The sequence below is a fragment of the Schaalia georgiae DSM 6843 genome (genome assembly GCF_000429245.1).
GTDB classification, from domain to species: Bacteria; Actinomycetota; Actinomycetes; order Actinomycetales; family Actinomycetaceae; genus Pauljensenia; species Pauljensenia georgiae.
The window spans coordinates 34,654-51,963 of record NZ_KE386870.1 but is presented as its reverse complement, the minus strand read 5'-3'; the positions used below and the strand labels follow the sequence as shown (position 1 = coordinate 51,963).

Annotated in this window: 15 protein-coding genes, 1 tRNA gene and 1 pseudogene; 4 read left to right on the top strand and 13 right to left on the bottom strand. The window is 71.0% G+C overall.

Features of this window, described 5'->3' with window-relative positions; all coding sequences use genetic code 11:
* Positions 1-47: 47 nt before the first annotated feature.
* From G447_RS0108825 to G447_RS12405, 3 genes and pseudogenes are all read left to right on the top strand, one after another.
* On the top strand, positions 48-1,178 hold the full coding sequence (locus tag G447_RS0108825) for an Mrp/NBP35 family ATP-binding protein (protein ID WP_005868048.1): 1,131 nt from the start codon (positions 48-50) through the stop codon (positions 1,176-1,178).
* A gap of 119 nt (positions 1,179-1,297) precedes the next feature.
* A complete protein-coding gene (locus G447_RS0108820) occupies positions 1,298-1,945 on the top strand; it encodes an O-methyltransferase (protein WP_005868063.1) in 648 nt (215 codons plus the stop codon).
* Between the two features lie 872 nt (positions 1,946-2,817).
* Positions 2,818-3,177 (top strand): annotated as a pseudogene (locus tag G447_RS12405) (integrase core domain-containing protein); the annotation flags it as partial.
* A 101-nt stretch (positions 3,178-3,278) separates the two neighbouring features.
* On the opposite strand, the gene G447_RS11430 reads toward G447_RS12405, so the two are convergent.
* The 9 genes from G447_RS11430 to G447_RS0108770 all read right to left on the bottom strand — a co-directional run bounded on the left by G447_RS11430 (position 3,279) and on the right by G447_RS0108770 (position 11,003).
* Entirely contained in the window at positions 3,279-3,443 is a 165-nt protein-coding gene (locus tag G447_RS11430; RefSeq protein WP_005872368.1) for a DUF3117 domain-containing protein, read from the bottom strand.
* 124 nt (positions 3,444-3,567) lie between these two features.
* A complete protein-coding gene (locus G447_RS0108805; protein ID WP_034476942.1) occupies positions 3,568-4,320 on the bottom strand; it encodes an LOG family protein in 753 nt (250 codons plus the stop codon).
* Positions 4,321-4,324: 4 nt separating this feature from the next.
* The gene (dapE, locus tag G447_RS0108800) at positions 4,325-5,473 is read right to left on the bottom strand and encodes a succinyl-diaminopimelate desuccinylase (protein ID WP_026430775.1); all 1,149 of its coding nucleotides are present in this window, start codon (positions 5,471-5,473) and stop codon (positions 4,325-4,327) included.
* A gap of 166 nt (positions 5,474-5,639) precedes the next feature.
* The gene (locus G447_RS0108795; protein ID WP_026430774.1) at positions 5,640-6,830 is read right to left on the bottom strand and encodes a BMP family lipoprotein; all 1,191 of its coding nucleotides are present in this window, start codon (positions 6,828-6,830) and stop codon (positions 5,640-5,642) included.
* A 65-nt stretch (positions 6,831-6,895) separates the two neighbouring features.
* On the bottom strand, positions 6,896-7,990 hold the full coding sequence (locus G447_RS0108790) for a mannose-1-phosphate guanylyltransferase (protein ID WP_026430773.1): 1,095 nt from the start codon (positions 7,988-7,990) through the stop codon (positions 6,896-6,898).
* 98 nt (positions 7,991-8,088) lie between these two features.
* The gene (locus G447_RS0108785; RefSeq protein ID WP_005869112.1) at positions 8,089-8,682 is read right to left on the bottom strand and encodes a 50S ribosomal protein L25/general stress protein Ctc; all 594 of its coding nucleotides are present in this window, start codon (positions 8,680-8,682) and stop codon (positions 8,089-8,091) included.
* Between the two features lie 156 nt (positions 8,683-8,838).
* Positions 8,839-9,810: a ribose-phosphate diphosphokinase gene (locus G447_RS0108780; protein WP_026430772.1), complete on the bottom strand. Its 972-nt coding sequence runs from the start codon at positions 9,808-9,810 to the stop codon at positions 8,839-8,841.
* 24 nt (positions 9,811-9,834) lie between these two features.
* On the bottom strand, positions 9,835-10,884 hold the full coding sequence (locus G447_RS0108775; RefSeq protein ID WP_026430771.1) for a bifunctional UDP-N-acetylglucosamine diphosphorylase/glucosamine-1-phosphate N-acetyltransferase GlmU: 1,050 nt from the start codon (positions 10,882-10,884) through the stop codon (positions 9,835-9,837).
* A 48-nt stretch (positions 10,885-10,932) separates the two neighbouring features.
* A tRNA-Gln gene (locus G447_RS0108770) sits at positions 10,933-11,003 on the bottom strand.
* A gap of 238 nt (positions 11,004-11,241) precedes the next feature.
* Here G447_RS0108770 and G447_RS0108765 point away from each other — a divergent pair.
* Positions 11,242-11,865 (top strand): TetR/AcrR family transcriptional regulator, encoded by a 624-nt coding sequence (locus G447_RS0108765; protein WP_026430770.1) that lies wholly within the window; start codon positions 11,242-11,244, stop codon positions 11,863-11,865.
* A gap of 846 nt (positions 11,866-12,711) precedes the next feature.
* Here the strand turns inward: G447_RS0108765 and G447_RS0108760 are convergent.
* The 4 genes from G447_RS0108760 to rsmA form a co-directional block, all read right to left on the bottom strand.
* Positions 12,712-12,990, bottom strand: coding sequence for a DUF1540 domain-containing protein (locus tag G447_RS0108760; protein ID WP_005867496.1), 279 nt, complete (start codon positions 12,988-12,990; stop codon positions 12,712-12,714).
* A 354-nt stretch (positions 12,991-13,344) separates the two neighbouring features.
* Positions 13,345-15,330 carry an ABC-F family ATP-binding cassette domain-containing protein gene (locus G447_RS0108755; protein ID WP_026430769.1) on the bottom strand — a complete coding sequence of 662 codons (1,986 nt, stop codon included), beginning with the start codon at positions 15,328-15,330 and terminating at the stop codon, positions 13,345-13,347.
* Positions 15,331-15,334: 4 nt separating this feature from the next.
* A complete protein-coding gene (locus G447_RS0108750) occupies positions 15,335-16,300 on the bottom strand; it encodes a 4-(cytidine 5'-diphospho)-2-C-methyl-D-erythritol kinase (RefSeq protein WP_026430768.1) in 966 nt (321 codons plus the stop codon).
* A complete protein-coding gene (gene rsmA, locus G447_RS0108745) occupies positions 16,293-17,243 on the bottom strand; it encodes a 16S rRNA (adenine(1518)-N(6)/adenine(1519)-N(6))-dimethyltransferase RsmA (protein WP_243441521.1) in 951 nt (316 codons plus the stop codon). Before rsmA ends, G447_RS0108750 begins: the two co-directional genes overlap by 8 nt.
* Between the last annotated feature and the right edge of the window lie 67 nt (positions 17,244-17,310).

Here is a 17,310-nt window from a genome sequence, read left to right as displayed (position 1 = left end):
GGGCCGCCCCTTGGAAGAAGGCCCCCGGGAAACGTAAAATCGTCTCTATGACGCCTTCAATCGACATGGTCATGGATGCCCTCTCGCAGGTCATCGACCCCGAGATCCGCCGCCCCATCACCGATATCAACATGGTGACCCCCGACCTGGTCCGCATTGACGGCGCCGTCGTGCACGTCAAGGTCCTCCTCACCACTGCGGGCTGCCCGCTCCGCACGGCCATCTCGGAGGACGTGACGGCCCGCGTCGGCGCGCTCGACGGCGTCGAGCACGTCAACGTCGAGATGGGCGTCATGGACGACGAGCAGCGCAAGGCCCTGCGCGAGAAGCTCAACGGCGGACGGCCCGAGCGGGAGATCCCGTTCGCGCGCCCCGACTCCCTCACCAGGGTCATCGCCGTCACCTCGGGCAAGGGCGGTGTCGGCAAGTCCTCGATGACGGCGAACCTGGCAGCCGCCCTGGTCGGCGAGGGCCTCAAGGTGGGTGTGATGGACGCAGACATCTACGGGTTCTCCATCCCCCGCATGCTCGGAATCAGCCACGACCCGCAGGTGATCGACGGGATGATGATCCCGCCCGTGGGGGCCTCCGGGGTGAAGGTCATCTCGATCGGCATGTTCGTCCCCGACGGCCAGGCGGTGGTCTGGCGCGGCCCCATGCTGCACAGGGCGCTCCAGCAGTTCCTGGCCGACGTCTTCTGGGGGGACCTGGACGTCCTCCTCATCGACATGCCCCCGGGAACGGGCGATGTCGCGATCTCGATCGCCCAGCTGCTGCCCACCTCGCAAATCCTGGTCGTCACGACGCCGCAGGTGGCCGCCGCCGAGGTCGCCGAGCGCGCCGGCTCCATCGCCTCGCAGACGAACCAGAAGGTCATCGGGGTCGTGGAGAACATGTCCTTCCTCCCCCAGCCCGACGGCTCGCGACTGGAGATATTCGGCTCGGGGGGCGGCCAGTCCGTGTCCGAACGGCTCAGCGCCCAACTGGGCTACGAGGTGCCGCTCCTGGCGCAGGTTCCCCTCGACATCGCCCTGAGGGAGGGCGGGGACCGCGGTCAGCCCGTGGTGGACGCGCAAGGGCCGTCCGCCGACGCCCTGCGCGCCATCGGGCACCGTCTGGCGGGCGCGGAACGCGGTCTGGCCGGGCGCCCCCTGGGCGTATCCCCCGTCCATCGCTGAAGGAACGCACGAGGGGGGCGCGCCCGCTCCGTTCCCGCTGGGGAACGCGCGGGGGCGCGCCTACGCGTCCAGCGGACGGAAGACTGTAGGCTGAGCACCGAAAGCGGGATGGGCCCGCGATGATCGAGGAGGGCGCCGTGGCGGACAAGGCTCAGGCGTGGGTCTACACGGAGGACTTCATTCCGCTCAGCGACGCGCTCCTGCAGGCCCATCAGACGGCTTCCGAGCTGGGTGTCCCACGGGTGTCCACCGGCACGGGGACGGCGCTGCGTATGCTCGCCGCAGTCTCCGGGGCGCGGGCCGTCCTGGAGATCGGAACCGGGACGGGCGTATCCGGGCTGTGGCTGCTCGACGGCATGGCGGCCGGAGGGGTCCTCACGACGATCGACTGCGAGTCCGAGTTGTTGCCGCACGCGCGGCGGGCGTTCCGGGGCGCGGGCGTGCCCTCGCACAGGACCCGCTTGATCGCCGGACGGGCGCTGGACGTGCTGCCCCGCATGGCCACTGGCGGCTACGACATGATCGTCCTGGACGGCGATATCGCGGAAACCCCCCAGTACCTCGACTACGCCGTGCGCGTGCTGCGCACGGGCGGAACCATCGCCATCGTCCACGCCCTCTGGCACGACCAGGTCGCCGATCCCGCCCGCAGGGACACCGAGACGGTCGTCGCGCGCGAGGTCGTGAACTTCCTGCGCGAGTCGGACCAGTTCATCCCCGCTGTGCTCCCCGTCGGGGACGGGCTGGCGGTGGCCGTGAAGCGCTAGGCCGTGTTGTCTGATTCCGGTTCTTTGTGCGCGTGGTTGTGGGGAGGTCCATGAGCCGCGCCCTTGAGCGATCCATTCCGGTTCCTTGTGCGCGTGGTTGAGAGGAGGGGCTGTGTGTGCGGTTCATTGTTGGCGCTTTGTGCGACGCTCCGCGCTGTGGGATTCGCTCGCCGCTGCGCCACTTAGCCCTCCGTTGCACCACTTAGCGCGCCGCTGGACCACTTAGCTCGCCGTTGCACCACTTAGGTCCAAGCGGACCCTGCTTCTCCCGGCGTGTCGGGGGCCTAAGTGGTGCGGGCGATGCCTAAGTGGTGCGGGCGCGGGCTCGGGGTGTGTTGTGCGAGTCGTTCGAGCCGGTGGCCGGTGCCGGCTGTGCGGGTGGTGGCTCGGTTCCGGGCGGCCAGTGCGCCCGTGACGGGCAGCGGGAGCGCGGTGGCGCTTGGGGTGGTTGGAGCGCCGCCCGGTGGGACGGGCGTCCCTGCGGTGCTCCGGTCGCGGTGGGGCGATGGGCCCGGGGGGCGGGTGGGGCTTTCGGCCCGCCGACCGGCCACATGGGGTCGGCTTCGACGGGGATCGTGGCCCCGGCATGGCGCACGCGGCCGGGCGCGGTCGCCCCCGCCGGGAATGGGCCTTGCCGAGGCACCCGAGCGGGACGCGCACACTCCGGTCCCGGCCCGCCGCGCACGCGAATCACCCCGAGGACCGGGACCATCATCGGACGATCCGCCGCTCGGCCCGGTGCCGGAAGTGCCGCCGACGACCCGCACCCGGCCCCGACGGCGGCGCGAACCTTAGCGGACCACTCGCACCCCGACCAGCCCGGGGCATGGTCGCAAGGCCCTCCCTCAACCCTTGCGGGCGCTGTCATGGCGCGCGCCCGCGCCTTCTTCGAGGCCAACGGGATCGGGCGCATCACGCGCCTGGTCACCGACAACGGATCGGCCTACCGCTCCACCGCTTTCAACGACGCGGTCCGCGATTTCGTGGGCCGCCACCAGTGCACGCGCCCCTACACGCCGCGGCACAACGGCAAAGTCGAGCGCTACAACCGGATCCTGGCCGAGGAGTTCCCCTACGCCCGTCCATCCACCAGCGAGGAGCAACGAAGGGACCAACTGGGCCAATGGCCCACCCACTACAATTACCACCGACCCCACACCGCCACGGCGGGCAACCCACCCGCCAGCAGCCTCCCCACCCCCGCAAACAACGTCACACCCTCATACAGCTAGCGCGCCTCCACCCCCGACGGGCGGTCGCTGGGCCGACCCGGATACGGCACTGCCCCGGTCCTGTCGGACCGGGGCAGTGGGCTCTTAGCTTTTGGAAAGGCCTAGATCGCCTCTGAGAGGGCAGCGGCCAACTGGCTCGCCTCCTCGGGGGTGAGCTCGATGACTAGACGGCCACCCCCCTCACTGGGAATGCGCATAACGATCCCGCGCCCCTCTTTCGTCGCCTCCAGGGGCCCGTCTCCGGTCCGTGGCTTCATGGCTGCCATGTGCGCACTCCTCCCGTGCTGGAGCTGGCAGCGCCGGGCGCGCCGCAGCAAACGCCCTCATTTTACCCGATGGGCGCGATCTTTCTTCAAGAGTGAGCAAAATCTAATCGGATAAACGTTGCGATCACGCGGATAACGAGCCGGTGGCCAGATCGACCGCCTCCTCGACGCCGTCCACCACGCTCAGCAGATCCAGGTCCTCGGCTCCCACCATGCCCGCTCCCACCATCGTCGAGCGCACCCAGTCGATCAGCCCGTCCCAGTAGCCGTGCCCGACCAGCACCACGGGGAAGGACTCGATCTTCCCAGTCTGCACGAGTGTGAGCGCCTCGAAGAGCTCGTCCATGGTGCCGAACCCCCCGGGCATGACGATGAACCCCTGGGAGTACTTGACGAACATGGTCTTGCGGGCGAAGAAGTAACGGAAGTTCACGCCGAGGTTGACCCACCGGTTCATCGACTGTTCGTGGGGGAGCTCGATGCCCAGGCCGATGGAGGTCCCGCCCGCTTCCCACGCGCCCCGGTTCACGGCCTCCATCATGCCCGGCCCTCCGCCCGTGATGACCCCGAAGCCGCGCTCGGCCAGCATGCGCCCGATGCTGCGCGCCCTCTCCCAGTCGGAGCTGGAGGAGGGTGTGCGGGCGGAGCCGAAGACGGAGATGGCGGGACCGACCTCGGCCAGGGCGCCGAAACCGTCGACGAACTCCGACTGGATCCGCAGGACCCTCCAGGGGTCCTCGTGCATCCAGTCGGCGCCTGCCCCGGTGCGCAGCAGCGAGGCGTCCGAGGTCTCGTCGGGGATCTGGTGCCCCCGCAGGATCACCGGCCCGCGTTGGTAGATGCGGCGCCCATTCGTCCGCTCCGCGTCGTGCGCCATCGTGTCACAGTCCTTTCCCGGTGAGCATTGCCATGAGTGTGTCGGAGCACCGCACGACCTCGTCGGCCGCGACGTGCTCGTCGCGGGTGTGGGCCGCCAGGGGGTCGCCGGGGCCGAAGTTCAACGCCGGCACCCCCGCCGCTGAGAAACGGGCGACGTCCGTCCACCCGACTTTCGCGCGCACCCGCACCTCTCCGCCGTCTCTCCCGGCGACGGCGCGGGCCGCGTCGATGAGGCGCGAGGCAGCGGGCGAGTCAGCGCCCGGGCGGGCGCCGTCGCACAGGTCGTCGACCTCCAGGCGGGCGCCGCTGCCCTCGAAGAGCCCGCGCACGAAGTCCAGGGCCTGCTCGGCGCTCTTCGACGGGGCGAAACGGTAGTTCACGGTCATGGAGGCGGCGTCGGGGACCACGTTGTCGGCGACGCCCCCACTGATGCGGACCACGGACAAGGACTCCCGGAAGTCGAGCCCATCGACTGCGACCACGGGGTTGCCGAAAGCGGCGACGCGGGCGATGACGGGCGCGGTCTTGTGGATCGCGTTGTCGCCCCTCCACGCGCGGGCCGAATGCGAGGCCTCGCCCGTAAAGCGCGCGATCACGCGCAGGGTGCCGTTGCAGCCGCCCTCGATGTGGGCCCCGGTCGGCTCACCCAGGACCGCCAGGTCGGCCTCCAACCACTGGGGGTGGTTCCGCTGGACGCGCCCCAGGCCGTTGAGGTGCGAGGCGACCTCCTCGTGGTCGTAGAAGATCCACGTGGCGTCCGCGGTCGGCGGTTCTCCGGCCCGGACCATGCCCCCGATCCGGCAGGCGGAGGCCAGGGCCGCAGCCACACCGCCCTTCATATCGACGCTGCCGCGCCCCCAGACGGTGTCGCGCCCGTCGCGCCGCTCGCGCCGCCCGGGGACGTTGTCCGCGATGGGCACGGTGTCGAGGTGGCCGGCGACCGCGATCCGCGTGGCCAGGCCCAGGCGGGTGCGCGCGCACACGGCGTCCCCGTCGCGCAGGATCTCCAGTCGGGGGTCCTCCCCGTACCCCGCGGCGCGCAGGGCGGCCTCCACCGCCGAGGCGGCCCGCGCCTCGTCGCCGGAAACGGACGGCAGGTCCACGAGGGCCAGGGTGAGGGCGACGGGGTCGTCGACGGGAAGCTGGTTCATGTGCGGGCCCTCCGGGTGCTCGGCGTCGGCTCCAGGATAGCGGCAGCGCGACGCCCCTGTGGTGCGACGCCCGCCGCGGCCATCGGGCGCAGTCCCCTCCCGCGCGGGCGCGGACTCGTGGTGGCTCTGCCGCCCGGCCTGGCGGTTCAACGCCCGGCCCCCGGTGTCACAGCCCGACGACGTCGTACTGCGTCGTCACAGTGAGGCCGCCGGTCTCGATCTGCCCGGCCATGTCGGACAGCCCGAGTTTGAGCTCCGTGGACAGCATCGGCGTGTAGGAGCCGAAGCCCGTGAGGATCACTCCCCCGCTGATCAGGCTCACGTACTGCATGGGCGCGGTGGTCCCGCCCGCTGCGGAGGCGATGAGGGCGTCGAAAGCACCCGAGTAGTCGACGACCACGGAGGTCAGGACGGGGGCGCCGATGGCGGCCCGGGCCTTGTCGCCCAACTGGATCGAGGAGAACGCGTCGGCGAAGGAGGACGTGTCCACCCTCTGCGTCTGGGCGCCGCTCTGGCCCGACATCGGCGGCTGGCCCGCCTCCTCGGACTGGGCGTCCTCGCGGGAGAGCCCCTTGAGGTCGGACTTGTCCAGTCCCGTCCACACGAGGCGGAGCGCCGGGTTGTCCCGGGCGGCGATGGCCTGGGCGGCACCGGAGTTGGCGGCGTCGGCCACGGGCATGACGATGTCCGCGCCCTGGGCGATGAAAGTCTCGGTGAACCCGCGCACCCCGTCGGCGTCGGAGGCGAAAGCGCCCTCCTGCGTCACAGGGCTCCACCCCAGGACCTGGATGGAGGTGCCCGTCGCCAGGTTGTAGGCGTCGACGCCCTGGACGAAGGCGTCCATCTGCGACAGGGTGACCATGTCCCGCGCGCCGCCGACGACCGCGACCGTGCCCGTGGTGGTCATGCCGGCGGCCGCGTACCCGGCCAGGTACGAGCCCTGGGAGGCCTGGACGTTGATGACCGTGCCGTTCGACGGCTTGCCGGGGTTGCCCTTGGAGTCGGTGAACGCCGAGCCCACCAGGGCGAAGCGCTTGCCCCCCGTGGAGCGCGCCGCGTCGGAGACGGTGGCCGCCAGCGTCGAGTCGGTCGCCACGACCAGGGAGCAGTCCCCTGCGGCCAGGGAGGACACGGAGTCCGCGCCCTCGGCTGCCTCGAAGGAGGCGCCCGCGCGCGCGGCGGCGTCCGCCAGGGAGCGCGCGACCGGGTCGGCCTGCGCCCCGCCGTGGGAGCCCGACACTGCGGCGCACACCTTGATCCCCGCCGCGTCGGCGATGCTCTGGCCCTCGCTGTTCGAGCACGCCGCCAGCCCCACCAGGGCGACCGCAGTCAGGGCGGCTGTCATCGTCTTCTTCACTGCGGGGCCTTTCGTCTCGGCTGCGGGTACGCGGCACACGGTATCAGGGAGGGGCTGGCGCCGCCTCATAGCAGGTCGTCCCTGCCGGAGGCGCCGAGGGCGTCGACGACGGCCTTCACATTCTGGCCCATGCCCGAGCGGATCACGGCGACCGCGTCGTCCGCGACCACCACGTTCACGTCCGGCACGCCCACCAGGGCGACGGCCTGCCCGGTGGTGGAGAACACTCCGGCGCCGTCGGAGTGGATGCGCACCGCATCTCCGAGGGCGCCCTGGAGTCCCCGAACGGCGTTGAGCGCGTCGAAGTCGCCGAGGTCCGTCCACCCCAGCGCATCGTCGGCGGGGACGACGGCCACGTCGCCCTGGGCGGCCGCGGGCTCAGCGATGGCGTGGTCGATGGCGATGCGTGTCAGGTGCGGCCAGTGAAGCGCCAGCGCGTCCTCAAAGCCGTCGCCCCCCCACTGGGCCGCGATCGCTGTCAGCCGCTCGTGCATGTCGGGCATGAGGCGCGCGAGGTGGCCGGCCAGAGCGCCGGTGGTCATGAGGAACATGCCCGCGTTCCACAAGAACCCCTGGTCGACGTAGCGCTCGGCCGTCGCCTCGTCGGGCTTCTCCACGAAGGAGCGCACCGCCAGGGCTCCGGAGGGGGCCGGGAGCTCCCCCGACTGGTCCGGCTGGATGTACCCGTAGGCCGTCGACGCCCCCGTGGGCCCGATGCCGACGGTGACGACGTAGCCCTGGCGGGCCGCCCCGATCCCGCTGGCCACGGCGCGCTCGAGCAGGTCCGGGCGCGCCACCACGTGGTCGGCGGCGAAGGAGCCCACGACCGCGTCGTCCCCGAAGCGGGCGCGGACCACGTAGGCCGCCAGCCCGATGGCCGCCATGGAGTCGCGGCCCGAGGGCTCGACCAGCAGAGTGCGGTCGTCGCGCGAGGCGAACTCCGGCAGCTGCTCGAGCACTCCCTCGCGGTGGGCGGCACCGGTCACGATCGTCACCGACGAGGCGGACGCCGCCATGCGGTCCACCGTCGCCTGCAGCAGGGTGCGCCCCGACCCGGTGACGTCGAGGAGGAACTTGGGGCGCGCACGGCGGGACAGCGGCCACAGGCGCGTGCCCGCTCCGCCTGCGGGAATGATGACGTGGAAGCCCGGGGAGTTCATACGGTCAAGGGTATAGGAAGGCGGTCCCGGCCGACTCCCGCAACGACGAGGGGCGCGGGCCGATTGGGCCCGCGCCCCTGCCACAGCTGCGAGCGGCCTCACTCGGCCGCGGTGGCCTCCGCCTCTGCGGGGGCTTCCTCCTCCTCGGCGGCCGCGGTCTCCTGGATGGAGACGACGACCTGCTCGGGGTCGAGCTCGACCTCGACGCCCGCGGGCAGGACCAGGTCGGCGACGCGAACCGCGGAACCCGCCTCGAGGCCCTCGATGGAGACCTTCAGATCCTCCGGGATGGCGGTGGCGGACGCCTTGACGAGGATGGTGAACTCCTCGATGGTGTGGGCGGTGCCGGGCGCGGACTCGCCATCGACGACGACGGGGACCTCGACGTCGACCTTCTCGCCGGCCTTGACGGCCAGGAAGTCCGCGTGCAGCAGGTTGCGGCTGACGGGGTGGACCTGGACCTCCTTGACGAGGGCGAGCTGGCTCTTGCCGTCGATCTTCAGCTCGACGAGGGCGTTCTTCGTGCCGCGCACGACGAGGAACAGGTCGTGCTCGGGGACGTCGATGTGGACGGGGTCGGCGCCGTGGCCGTAGAGGACGGCGGGGACCTTGGCCGCACGGCGGGTACGGCGGGAGGCGCCCTTCCCGAACTCGGTGCGGATCTCGGCGATCAGGACGGGGGTGTCGCTCATGGTGTTCCCTCCAGGGTAGTGCGGACGCCGGCGTCGACGAACCCTGGATCCCCACAGCGGGGAAGGCCCTGTCGATAACGGCGGACACGGGTCCGCCCTCGCCGGAGCAACCCGATCAGGGTACCGCACGGCGGGGGCGGAGGGAAACCGGGCCTATCAGGTGAAGAGCGATGTGACAGAACCGTCCTCGAAGACCTCCATGATCGCCCGCGCCAGCAGAGGGGCGATCGAGAGGATCGTGAGGCTGGGGAAGCGCTTCTCAGCGCTGACCGGCAGGGTGTCCGTTATGACGACCTCGGTGGCGCCGGACTCGGTGAGGCGGCGCACTGCGGGATCGGAGAGGATGCCGTGGGTGGCGACGACGATGACCTTCTTCGCACCCGCGTTCGTGAGGACTTTGATGGCCTCGGTGATCGTCCCCGCGGTGTCGATCATGTCGTCCACGAGGACGCACTCCTTGCCCGCGACCTCACCGACTACCCTGTTGGCCACCGCCACGTTCGGGCGCGTGGTGTCGCGGGTCTTGTGGACGAAGGCCAGGGGGCAGCCGCCGAGTTTCGTCGACCACTTCTCCGCGACGCGGATGCGCCCGGCGTCCGGGGAGACGATGACCGTGTTGGCCAGATCGACCCTCCCCCGCACGTAGTCGACGAGCACGGGCATGGCGAACAGGTGGTCGACGGGGCCGTCGAAGAACCCCTGCTCCTGGGAGGCGTGCAGATCGACGCTCATAATGCGGTCCGCGCCGGCGGCCTTGTAGAGGTCGGCCATGAGGCGCGCGGAGATGGGCTCGCGCCCCTGGTGCTTCTTGTCCTGGCGCGAGTACGGGTAGCAGGGGGCGACCACGGTGATCCGCTTCGCGGAGGCGCGCTTGGCGGCGTCGATCATGATGAACTGCTCCATCAGCCATTTGTTGATGTCGCCCGCGATGGACTGGAGCACGAAAACGTCCGCCCCACGCACTGACTCGTTGAAGCGGACGTAGATCTCACCGGAGGCGAAATCGTATGCGGTGACCGGCGACACCCCGCATCCGATCTCCTCGCCGACGGCCTGCGCTAGGTCCAGGTGTGCCCGTCCTGAAACCAGGACGAGGTTCTTCTCTCCGGTGGTCACTAGTCCGCTCATGCGGCTAATTCTCCTTGCCTCGGTTCAGGCGCGCGGCGCCCGGATCGTCGTGCCGATCGTGCTGTACGGCTCCACTATCGTATCCGCTGCGACCGCGCCGCCCCCGACCCACGCCGTTGGGACGACGGCGCGTTCGCCGACTTCCGCGTCAATCAGAGTGGCGGAGGGACCGATTTCACAGTTACTAGCAATATTTGTCGCGCCTCGGAGGACGGTTCCCGGATGGATCGTCGTGTCGGCGCCGATGACCACGTCGACGCCGATCCACGTGGAGGCGGGATCGATGATGGTCACGCCCGCGCGCATGTGTCCCGCGCAGATGCGGCGGTTGAACTCGGCCCCCAACTCCGCCAACTGGACGCGGTCGTTCGCACCGGCCGCCTGCCACGCGTCATCCAGTTCGAGCGCGCCCGCCCCTCGCCCCGACGACGCCGCAGCCGCGAGGACGTCGGTGAGGTAGACCTCGCCCTGGTCGTTGTCCGTGCCCAGGCCCGCCAGCGCGCCGCGCAGGAAGTCCGCGTCGAATGCGTAGATCCCGGCGTTGATCTCTGTGATGAGGACCTGCTCGGCGGTGGCGTCGCGCTGTTCGACGATGGCAGTGACGCTCCCGTCCGGGGCTCGGAGGATCCTCCCGTAGCCCGTGGGGTCCTCGACGCGGCTGGTGAGGACGGTGACCGCGTCGCCGCTGGCCTCGTGAACCCCGACGAGGCGGGTGAGGGTCTGGGACGACAGCAGAGGCACATCCCCGTAGGTGACCAGGACCGTCCCATGGACGGAGCCCCTCGCCCCGTCGAGCGCGGCGAGCCCGCATTGGACAGCGCGCCCGGTCCCGGGTACCTCGTCCTGGTCTGCGACGATGGCCGAGGGGAGGACGCGGAGGATCTCGGCGGCGACGACATCGCGCTGGTGGCGGACCACCGCGACCACGTCGTCGGGGTCGACGCCGACTGCGGCGCGCAGGGCGTGGCCGATCATCGACAGCCCCGCGACGGGGTGGACGACCTTGGGGAGCTCGGACTTCATACGGGTTCCCTGGCCGGCGGCCAGGACGATGACGGCGGCTGGACGTGCCACGGGCCCTCCTGAGCGTTCACACACGCGGACCGGCGGCCCCGGCCCGAGCTCCGCCCCTAGGATTCGAACCTAGACTAAAGGCACCAAAAACCTCTGTGCTGCCGTTACACCAAGGCGGAAAGCACTTTGATTCTGCCATATGGCGGCCCGGCGCGCGAGGGGGTGCAGCAAGTCCACGGCCATGCCCAAGCGCGTTGCGCAGGCGGCCCGGCGCGCGAGGGGTGGCGCAACCGGTTCCCGCTCCACGTGGCGGGCCAGCGCGGGCGCACGGAAGCGCGTCGACGCGCCGGGGTACGCCGGCACGGCACGAACCGAGGGGTGGAACGGGGGTGCGGGAGGGCGTGGGATACTGGGGGCATGGCTGAGAAACGCACGCGCATGAGCGGGGTCGCGCGCCGCGAGCAACTGGTGGCCGTGGGCCGCTCCCTTTTCGCCGAGAAGGGCTTCGACGCCACCAGCGTCGAGGAGATCGCGGCGCGGGCGAAAGTCTCCAAGCCCGTCGTCTACGAGCACTTCGGCGGGAAAGAAGGCCTGTACGCGGTGGTCGTCGACCGCGAGGTGCAGTCCCTCATCGCCTCCCTGCACTCGTCGCTGGAGTCCTCCGACCGCCCCAGGCTCATCCTGGAGAACGCGACGCTCGCACTGCTCGACTACATCGAGTCGAATACCGACGGCTTCCGGGTCCTGGTGCGCGACGCCCCGACGGACCGAACGGCAGGCTCGTTCTCCTCCGTCATGGGTGATGTCGCCTCACGGGTGGAACATGTGATCGCGGCCCAGTTCGAGCGCTCGGACTTCCCGACCAGCTGGTCGCCGCTTTACGCGCAGATGCTGGTCGGACTCATCGCCCAAGTCGGGCAGTGGTGGCTGGACGACCGGCACATGAAGAAGGACGAAGTCGCCGCCCACGTCGTCAACCTGGTGTGGAACGGGCAGCGCAACCTGCGCCCGAATCCGACACTGCGGCTCCGCCAGGCGTAGGGGCACCGCGGGGCAGCCCTTCGGGACCGGGCGCCTGGGGAGGGCTCCCGGCCCAAGGCGGTTCGCGGCCCGGGTTCGTTCTTGGCCCGACGGCGCCCCGCTGGGAACCTGGCGAGCCGCCTGGGCAGTGCCTTCCGATGATCGGACGGCCCCCTCACATGTAAGGGTGGCCCCTCACGACGCCGACGAGGCCAGGGCCCGGATCTCAGACCATAAGGACCCCCTTCCCCATCACCCCCGACGGGCGCGCGCAGCCGCGGGCACAGAACCCCGACGATAAAGGCAGCCTTCCCCGTAGAAGTTGGAGATGGTAGGGAACATGGGGGCGCGGAACCCCCAAACTATGAGGGCGCCCTCCCCCATCACCCCCGACGGGCGCGAGCAGCCACGGGCACAGAACCCCCGACTATAAGGGCTGCCTTCCCCTCGTGGTGGAGTTCCGCGTTGGAGAGCGGGCCGACTGGGCGGATGTCCGGGCTGTTTTGCAAGCGAAGCGGAGTTTTCAAAGGGAAGTCTCACCCGTCAGGCAGGTGCGGAGGGCTGTTTTGCAAGCGGAGTTGAGTTTTCAAAGGGATACCACACTTTGCAAGCGTTATAACGCTTGCAAAGTGTGGTATCCCTGTAAAAGTGGAGGTATCGCTGTGAAAACAGAACCCACCACGCCCGACGCGCCCGGGTTCGTCGGGGCCACCCGCAAGACGGGCACCACAGGACTCGATCTACCACGCGCCACCGGGCCCGGGGGAGGAGGTGCTCCCCCGGGCCCGGTGGCGCAGTGCTTGTCGAAAGCGGCTCTCCTACCGGGGGGACGGCCATCTGGGCGCGTCGGCGTAGTGCGCGCGGGCGTTACTTCGCCTCGTAGGAGAGGCAGTCAGCCGTTCCGGCGCCCACGGAAATGGAGTCGGCGGTGCACTCGAGGGCGCTGTTGTGCACGCAATCGGCTTTCTGACAGGCGCCCACGAAGGACTGGGGCTTGTCCAGGCCCCCCTTGACGGACAGGGGGATGAAGGTCGTGCAAGTGGACGCGTAGCCAACGGTGATTGCCGCAGCGGCGCACGACTTCGTCTTGTTGTAGGAGCAGGACGTCACGGAGCAGTCGAGGATGCGGGGCATTGCGGTTGTCATGGTGTTCTCCTTTTCTCGCCGCCCTGGGGCGGTTCTAGGTGGAGGCGGCCGACCGGTTGGCCGACGTGATGGGACTATCGAACAACGAATTGCGAACCCCGGCAATCGGCATTGATTTTCCCTTGCGGTTCCAACACTTCAGAAGATCGCCCAATAGGGTGAATTCCATATTCCCGCCCTCACTAATTCCACTCGATTCCAGCCCTATTCTTTTACGTTATTCACGCAGGTTAGGCTGGGCTACCCCAACGCGCCCATGGAACCCTTCGGCGTACTGACGGCCTTATTCCCGCACCGATAGCACCCTTCGATCCCGCGGTATCCGGCTGCCCCGTCCCGCCCGCTCAGCGGCTCTCACTCCAGCAGTTCCGCGGCCTCCAGCCACGCTTCCTCGAGTCCGTCGATATCATCCAGCACCCGCTGGTGCTCGGCGGAAACCCGCGCCAGAGAGTCGATCGCGCCGGGGTCGGAGGCCACTTGGACCGCCAGCGCCTCGAGTTCCCCCTCCAGCTCCGCGGCCCGTCCGCGCAGCCTCGCGATCCGGCGGTCGAGGCGGTCCGCCTCCTTCTTCGCCGCACGCCGCTCGGCTGAGGAAGCCGCGTTCGCCCCGCGCGCCCCAGTGCCCGCGCCCGTCGGGGCACCTCCTCCATCCGGGCCGGGCCGGGTTCCGCCAGCAGTGCTTCCATTCCCGATCGCGACGCCCCTGGGCTCTGCGGCACCGCCCGGCTCCGCACTGTTGTTCGCCCCACCGGCAGCGCCCCCGGAGGGGTCAGTCGCCGCGTCGCGCCGCATCTGGAGGTACTGCTCGACGCCGCCGGGCAGGGCGCGGAGAGTCCCGTCCCCCAGCAGGGCGACCTGGTGGTCGGTGACACGCTCCAACAGGTAGCGGTCGTGGGATACCACGACCAGGGTGCCCGCGAAGGAGTCGAGGAGGTCCTCCATGGCGGCCAGCGTGTCGGTGTCGAGGTCGTTCGTGGGCTCGTCGAGCAGCAGGACGTTCGGTTGGGACATGAGCAAGCGCATGAGCTGCAGGCGGCGCCGTTCCCCGCCGGAGATCTCCTTGACCCGCGTGTGGGCCCGTTCCCGGGTGAATCCCATGCGCTCAGTCATCTGCTGGGCGGTGATCTCCTTGCCCCCAGCGACCACCGTTTGCGCGATGTCTGCGACCGCCTCGACGACCCTCATCCCCGCGACGGCATCGAGTTCACGGGTCTCCTGCGACAAGGTGGCGACCCTCACCGTCTTCCCGCGCCGGACGCGCCCGCCCGTGGGCTCCAGGTCACCGCGCAGTAGGTTGAGCACGGTCGTCTTCCCCGCGCCGTTGACGCCGACGACGCCCACGCGCTCGCCCGGTGCCAGCCTCCATGTGACACCGCGGAGGACGTCGAGGCGGCCGGAGTCGGGCCGCGTGAAGGAGACGGACACGTCCTCCAGGTCGATGACGTCCTTGCCGAGGCGCGCGCTGGCCATCTCCACCAGTTCGACGCTGTCGCGGGGTGGAGGCGTGTCCGCGATGAGGGCTTCGGCTGCCGCGATGTGGAACTTCGGTTTCGAGGTGCGCGCCGGCGCTCCCCTGCGCAGCCACGCGAGTTCCTTGGTGAGCAGGTTCGCGCGCTTGCGGGCGGCCACGCCGGCCTGCCGCGCGCGCTCGGCCCTGGCCAGCGTGTAGGCGGCGTAGGAGCCGTCGTAGATCTCGACGCGCCCGGGGATCTGGGGGCGCTCGCCCCCGGGGTCCACTCCGGGCACCACTTCCCAGATGTGTTCGCACACGGCGTCGAGGAACCACCGGTCGTGGGTGACGGCCAGCAGCGCGCCGGAGGCCCCGGGCCGCGCGAAGCGGGCGTTGAGGTGGTGGGCCAGCCAGGCGACGCCCTCCACGTCGAGGTGGTTGGTGGGCTCGTCGAGGCACACGATGTCGGCGTCGGCCGCCAGGACCCGGGCGAGGGCGACGCGCCTGCGCTGGCCGCCCGAGAGCGCGCCCACGGCGGCGGCGGGGGGCACGGAGGCCAGAAGCCCCTCGTGGATGTCGCGCACACGCGGGTCGGAGGCCCATTCGTACTCGGCTTTGCCCGGGTGGACCGCAGCGACGACGGTGTCGGCCGGGTCCAGGGCGTCGGCCTGGGAGAGCACGGCGACGCGCAGCCCGTCGCGGCGGGTCACGATACCGCCATCGGGTTCCTGGATCCCGGCGACGATGCGCAGCAGAGTGGATTTGCCCGCTCCATTGGGCCCCAGGATCCCGACGCGGGAGCCGTCGTCGAGCCCGACGTCCACGGACTCGAGGAGTCTGCGGCTGCCAGCCATCGCGGCGACCGACTGTGTTCCGAGCAGGTGCGCCATGCGCCTACCTCTCGTCCTGGTGCTCGACGCGCGCCCCCGGCGCCGGTCCCATGGTCGTTAGGACGCGGGCGACTGCGGGGGCAGCGGCGAGCCGTTCGGCGATCTCGTCGGCGTGGTCGGCGCTGGACGCCAGGGCGGCGACGGTGGGCCCGGAGCCGGAGACGATGGCGGCGAGGGCCCCCGCCGCGCGGGAGGCGCTCAGTGTGCCCCCCAGTTCGGGCCGCAGGGACAGCGCCGCTGCGGTGAGGTCGTTGACGAGGCGGGGGCCGGCGAGCCGCGCGGGCCCGGTCAGGTCGGCCAGTTCCTCGTCAGTGGGGGCGGCGGGGACTGCCGTGCCCTGGGCGGCGCGGTCGAACTCGGCGAACACGTCGGCGGTGGAGAGCCCCTCGTGGGCGAGGGCGATCACCCAGTGGTGGTGGGTTCCCGGGCACTCCAGCGGCGCCATGTGGTCGCCGCGCCCCGTTCCCAGGGCGATGCCGCCAGTGAGGCAGGCGGGCACGTCGGCGCCCAGGGCGCGCCCGATCCGCTCCAGTTGGCCGGGCCCCAGGCCGAGTCCCCACAGCTCGTTGCAGGCGACCAGGGTGGCGGCGGCGTCGGCGGAGCCCCCGGCCATCCCGCCGGCGACGGGGACCCTCTTGTCCACGCGGATGGCCAGGCCCGCGGCGGTGGACGCCCACGGTCCGGCGGCCGCAAGGCGCTGCATGGCCCGTGCGGCGCGCACCGCCAGGTGGGACCGGGGCGGCACGGCCCGCATGAGTTCGCCGGTGGCGCGGTCGATGTCCCCTCCGGGCAGGTGGGCGACGGTCTCGACGGTGGTGCCCGGGGTCCTCGTGGTGCGCACGGTGACTGTTTCCCGCAGGTCGAGGGCTTCGAAAACGGTGGCGAGGGGGTGGTAGCCGTCCGCGGTGGGGGCCCCGGCGCGCAGCACGAGGTTGACCTTCCCGGGGGCGGACGCGGTGACCTCACGCATTGGCGGGCCCCGCCGTCCGGGGGTCGGGGCGCTCGGCGACGGCGCCCGAGGCGCGCAGGCGGATGAGGGCGGCCCCCAGTCGAGTGAACTCGTCGATAGTGAGGGTCTCGCCGCGCCGCGCGGGATCGATGCCCGCCTCGGCGAGCAGGGCCTCGGAGGCCGTTGCTCCGCCCGCCCAGTCCTTCAGGGCGGCGCGCAGGGTCTTGCGGCGCTGGCCGAAGGCGGCGTCGGTGGCTTCGAAGGTGGCGCGGCGCAGGGCGTTGTCGCCGCGCGCCTTGGCGGATCTGCGCAGGCGCACCAGGGCGGAGTCGACGCCGGGGACGGGCCAGAACACGGAGCGCCCGATTGTGCCGGCGCGCGTGGCCTGGCCGTACCACGCGGCTTTGACGGAGGGCACGCCGTAGGTGCGCGACCCGGGGCCGGCGGCGAGGCGGTCCGCGACTTCCGCCTGGACCATGACGAGGACATCGGTGAGCGTGGGGAAGGAGTCGAGCATCGCGAGCAGGACGGGGACGGCGACGTTGTAGGGCAGGTTCGCGACGAGTTTGGCGGGCGGGGGCCAGTCGGGGCCGATGTCGGCCGGACCGGTGATGGCGGTCGCGTCCGCCGCCACCACGTGGAGGCGGTCGGCGGCGTCCCCCATGCGGGCGCGCACGGTTTCGGGCAGGGCGGCGGCCAGGACGGGGTCGATCTCGACCGCGCGCACCCGCGCTCCCGCTTCGAGGAGGGCGAGGGTGAGGGAGCCGAGGCCGGGGCCGACCTCGATGACTTCGTCCCCTTCGCCCACTCCTGCGGCGGCGACGATGCGGCGCACGGTCCCGGCGTCGTGGACGAAGTTCTGACCGAGGGCCTTCGTGGGGCGGATACCCAGGGCGCCGCTGATGGCGCGCACTTCCACGGGCCCCAGCAGGCCGGTGGCCGAGGGCTGGGCGCCGTCGGGCAGGGCGGGGTCGGTGCGGCGGCGCGCGGGCGTTCCCTGGCGCGCGCGCGACGAGGCGCGGGCGCGCTGC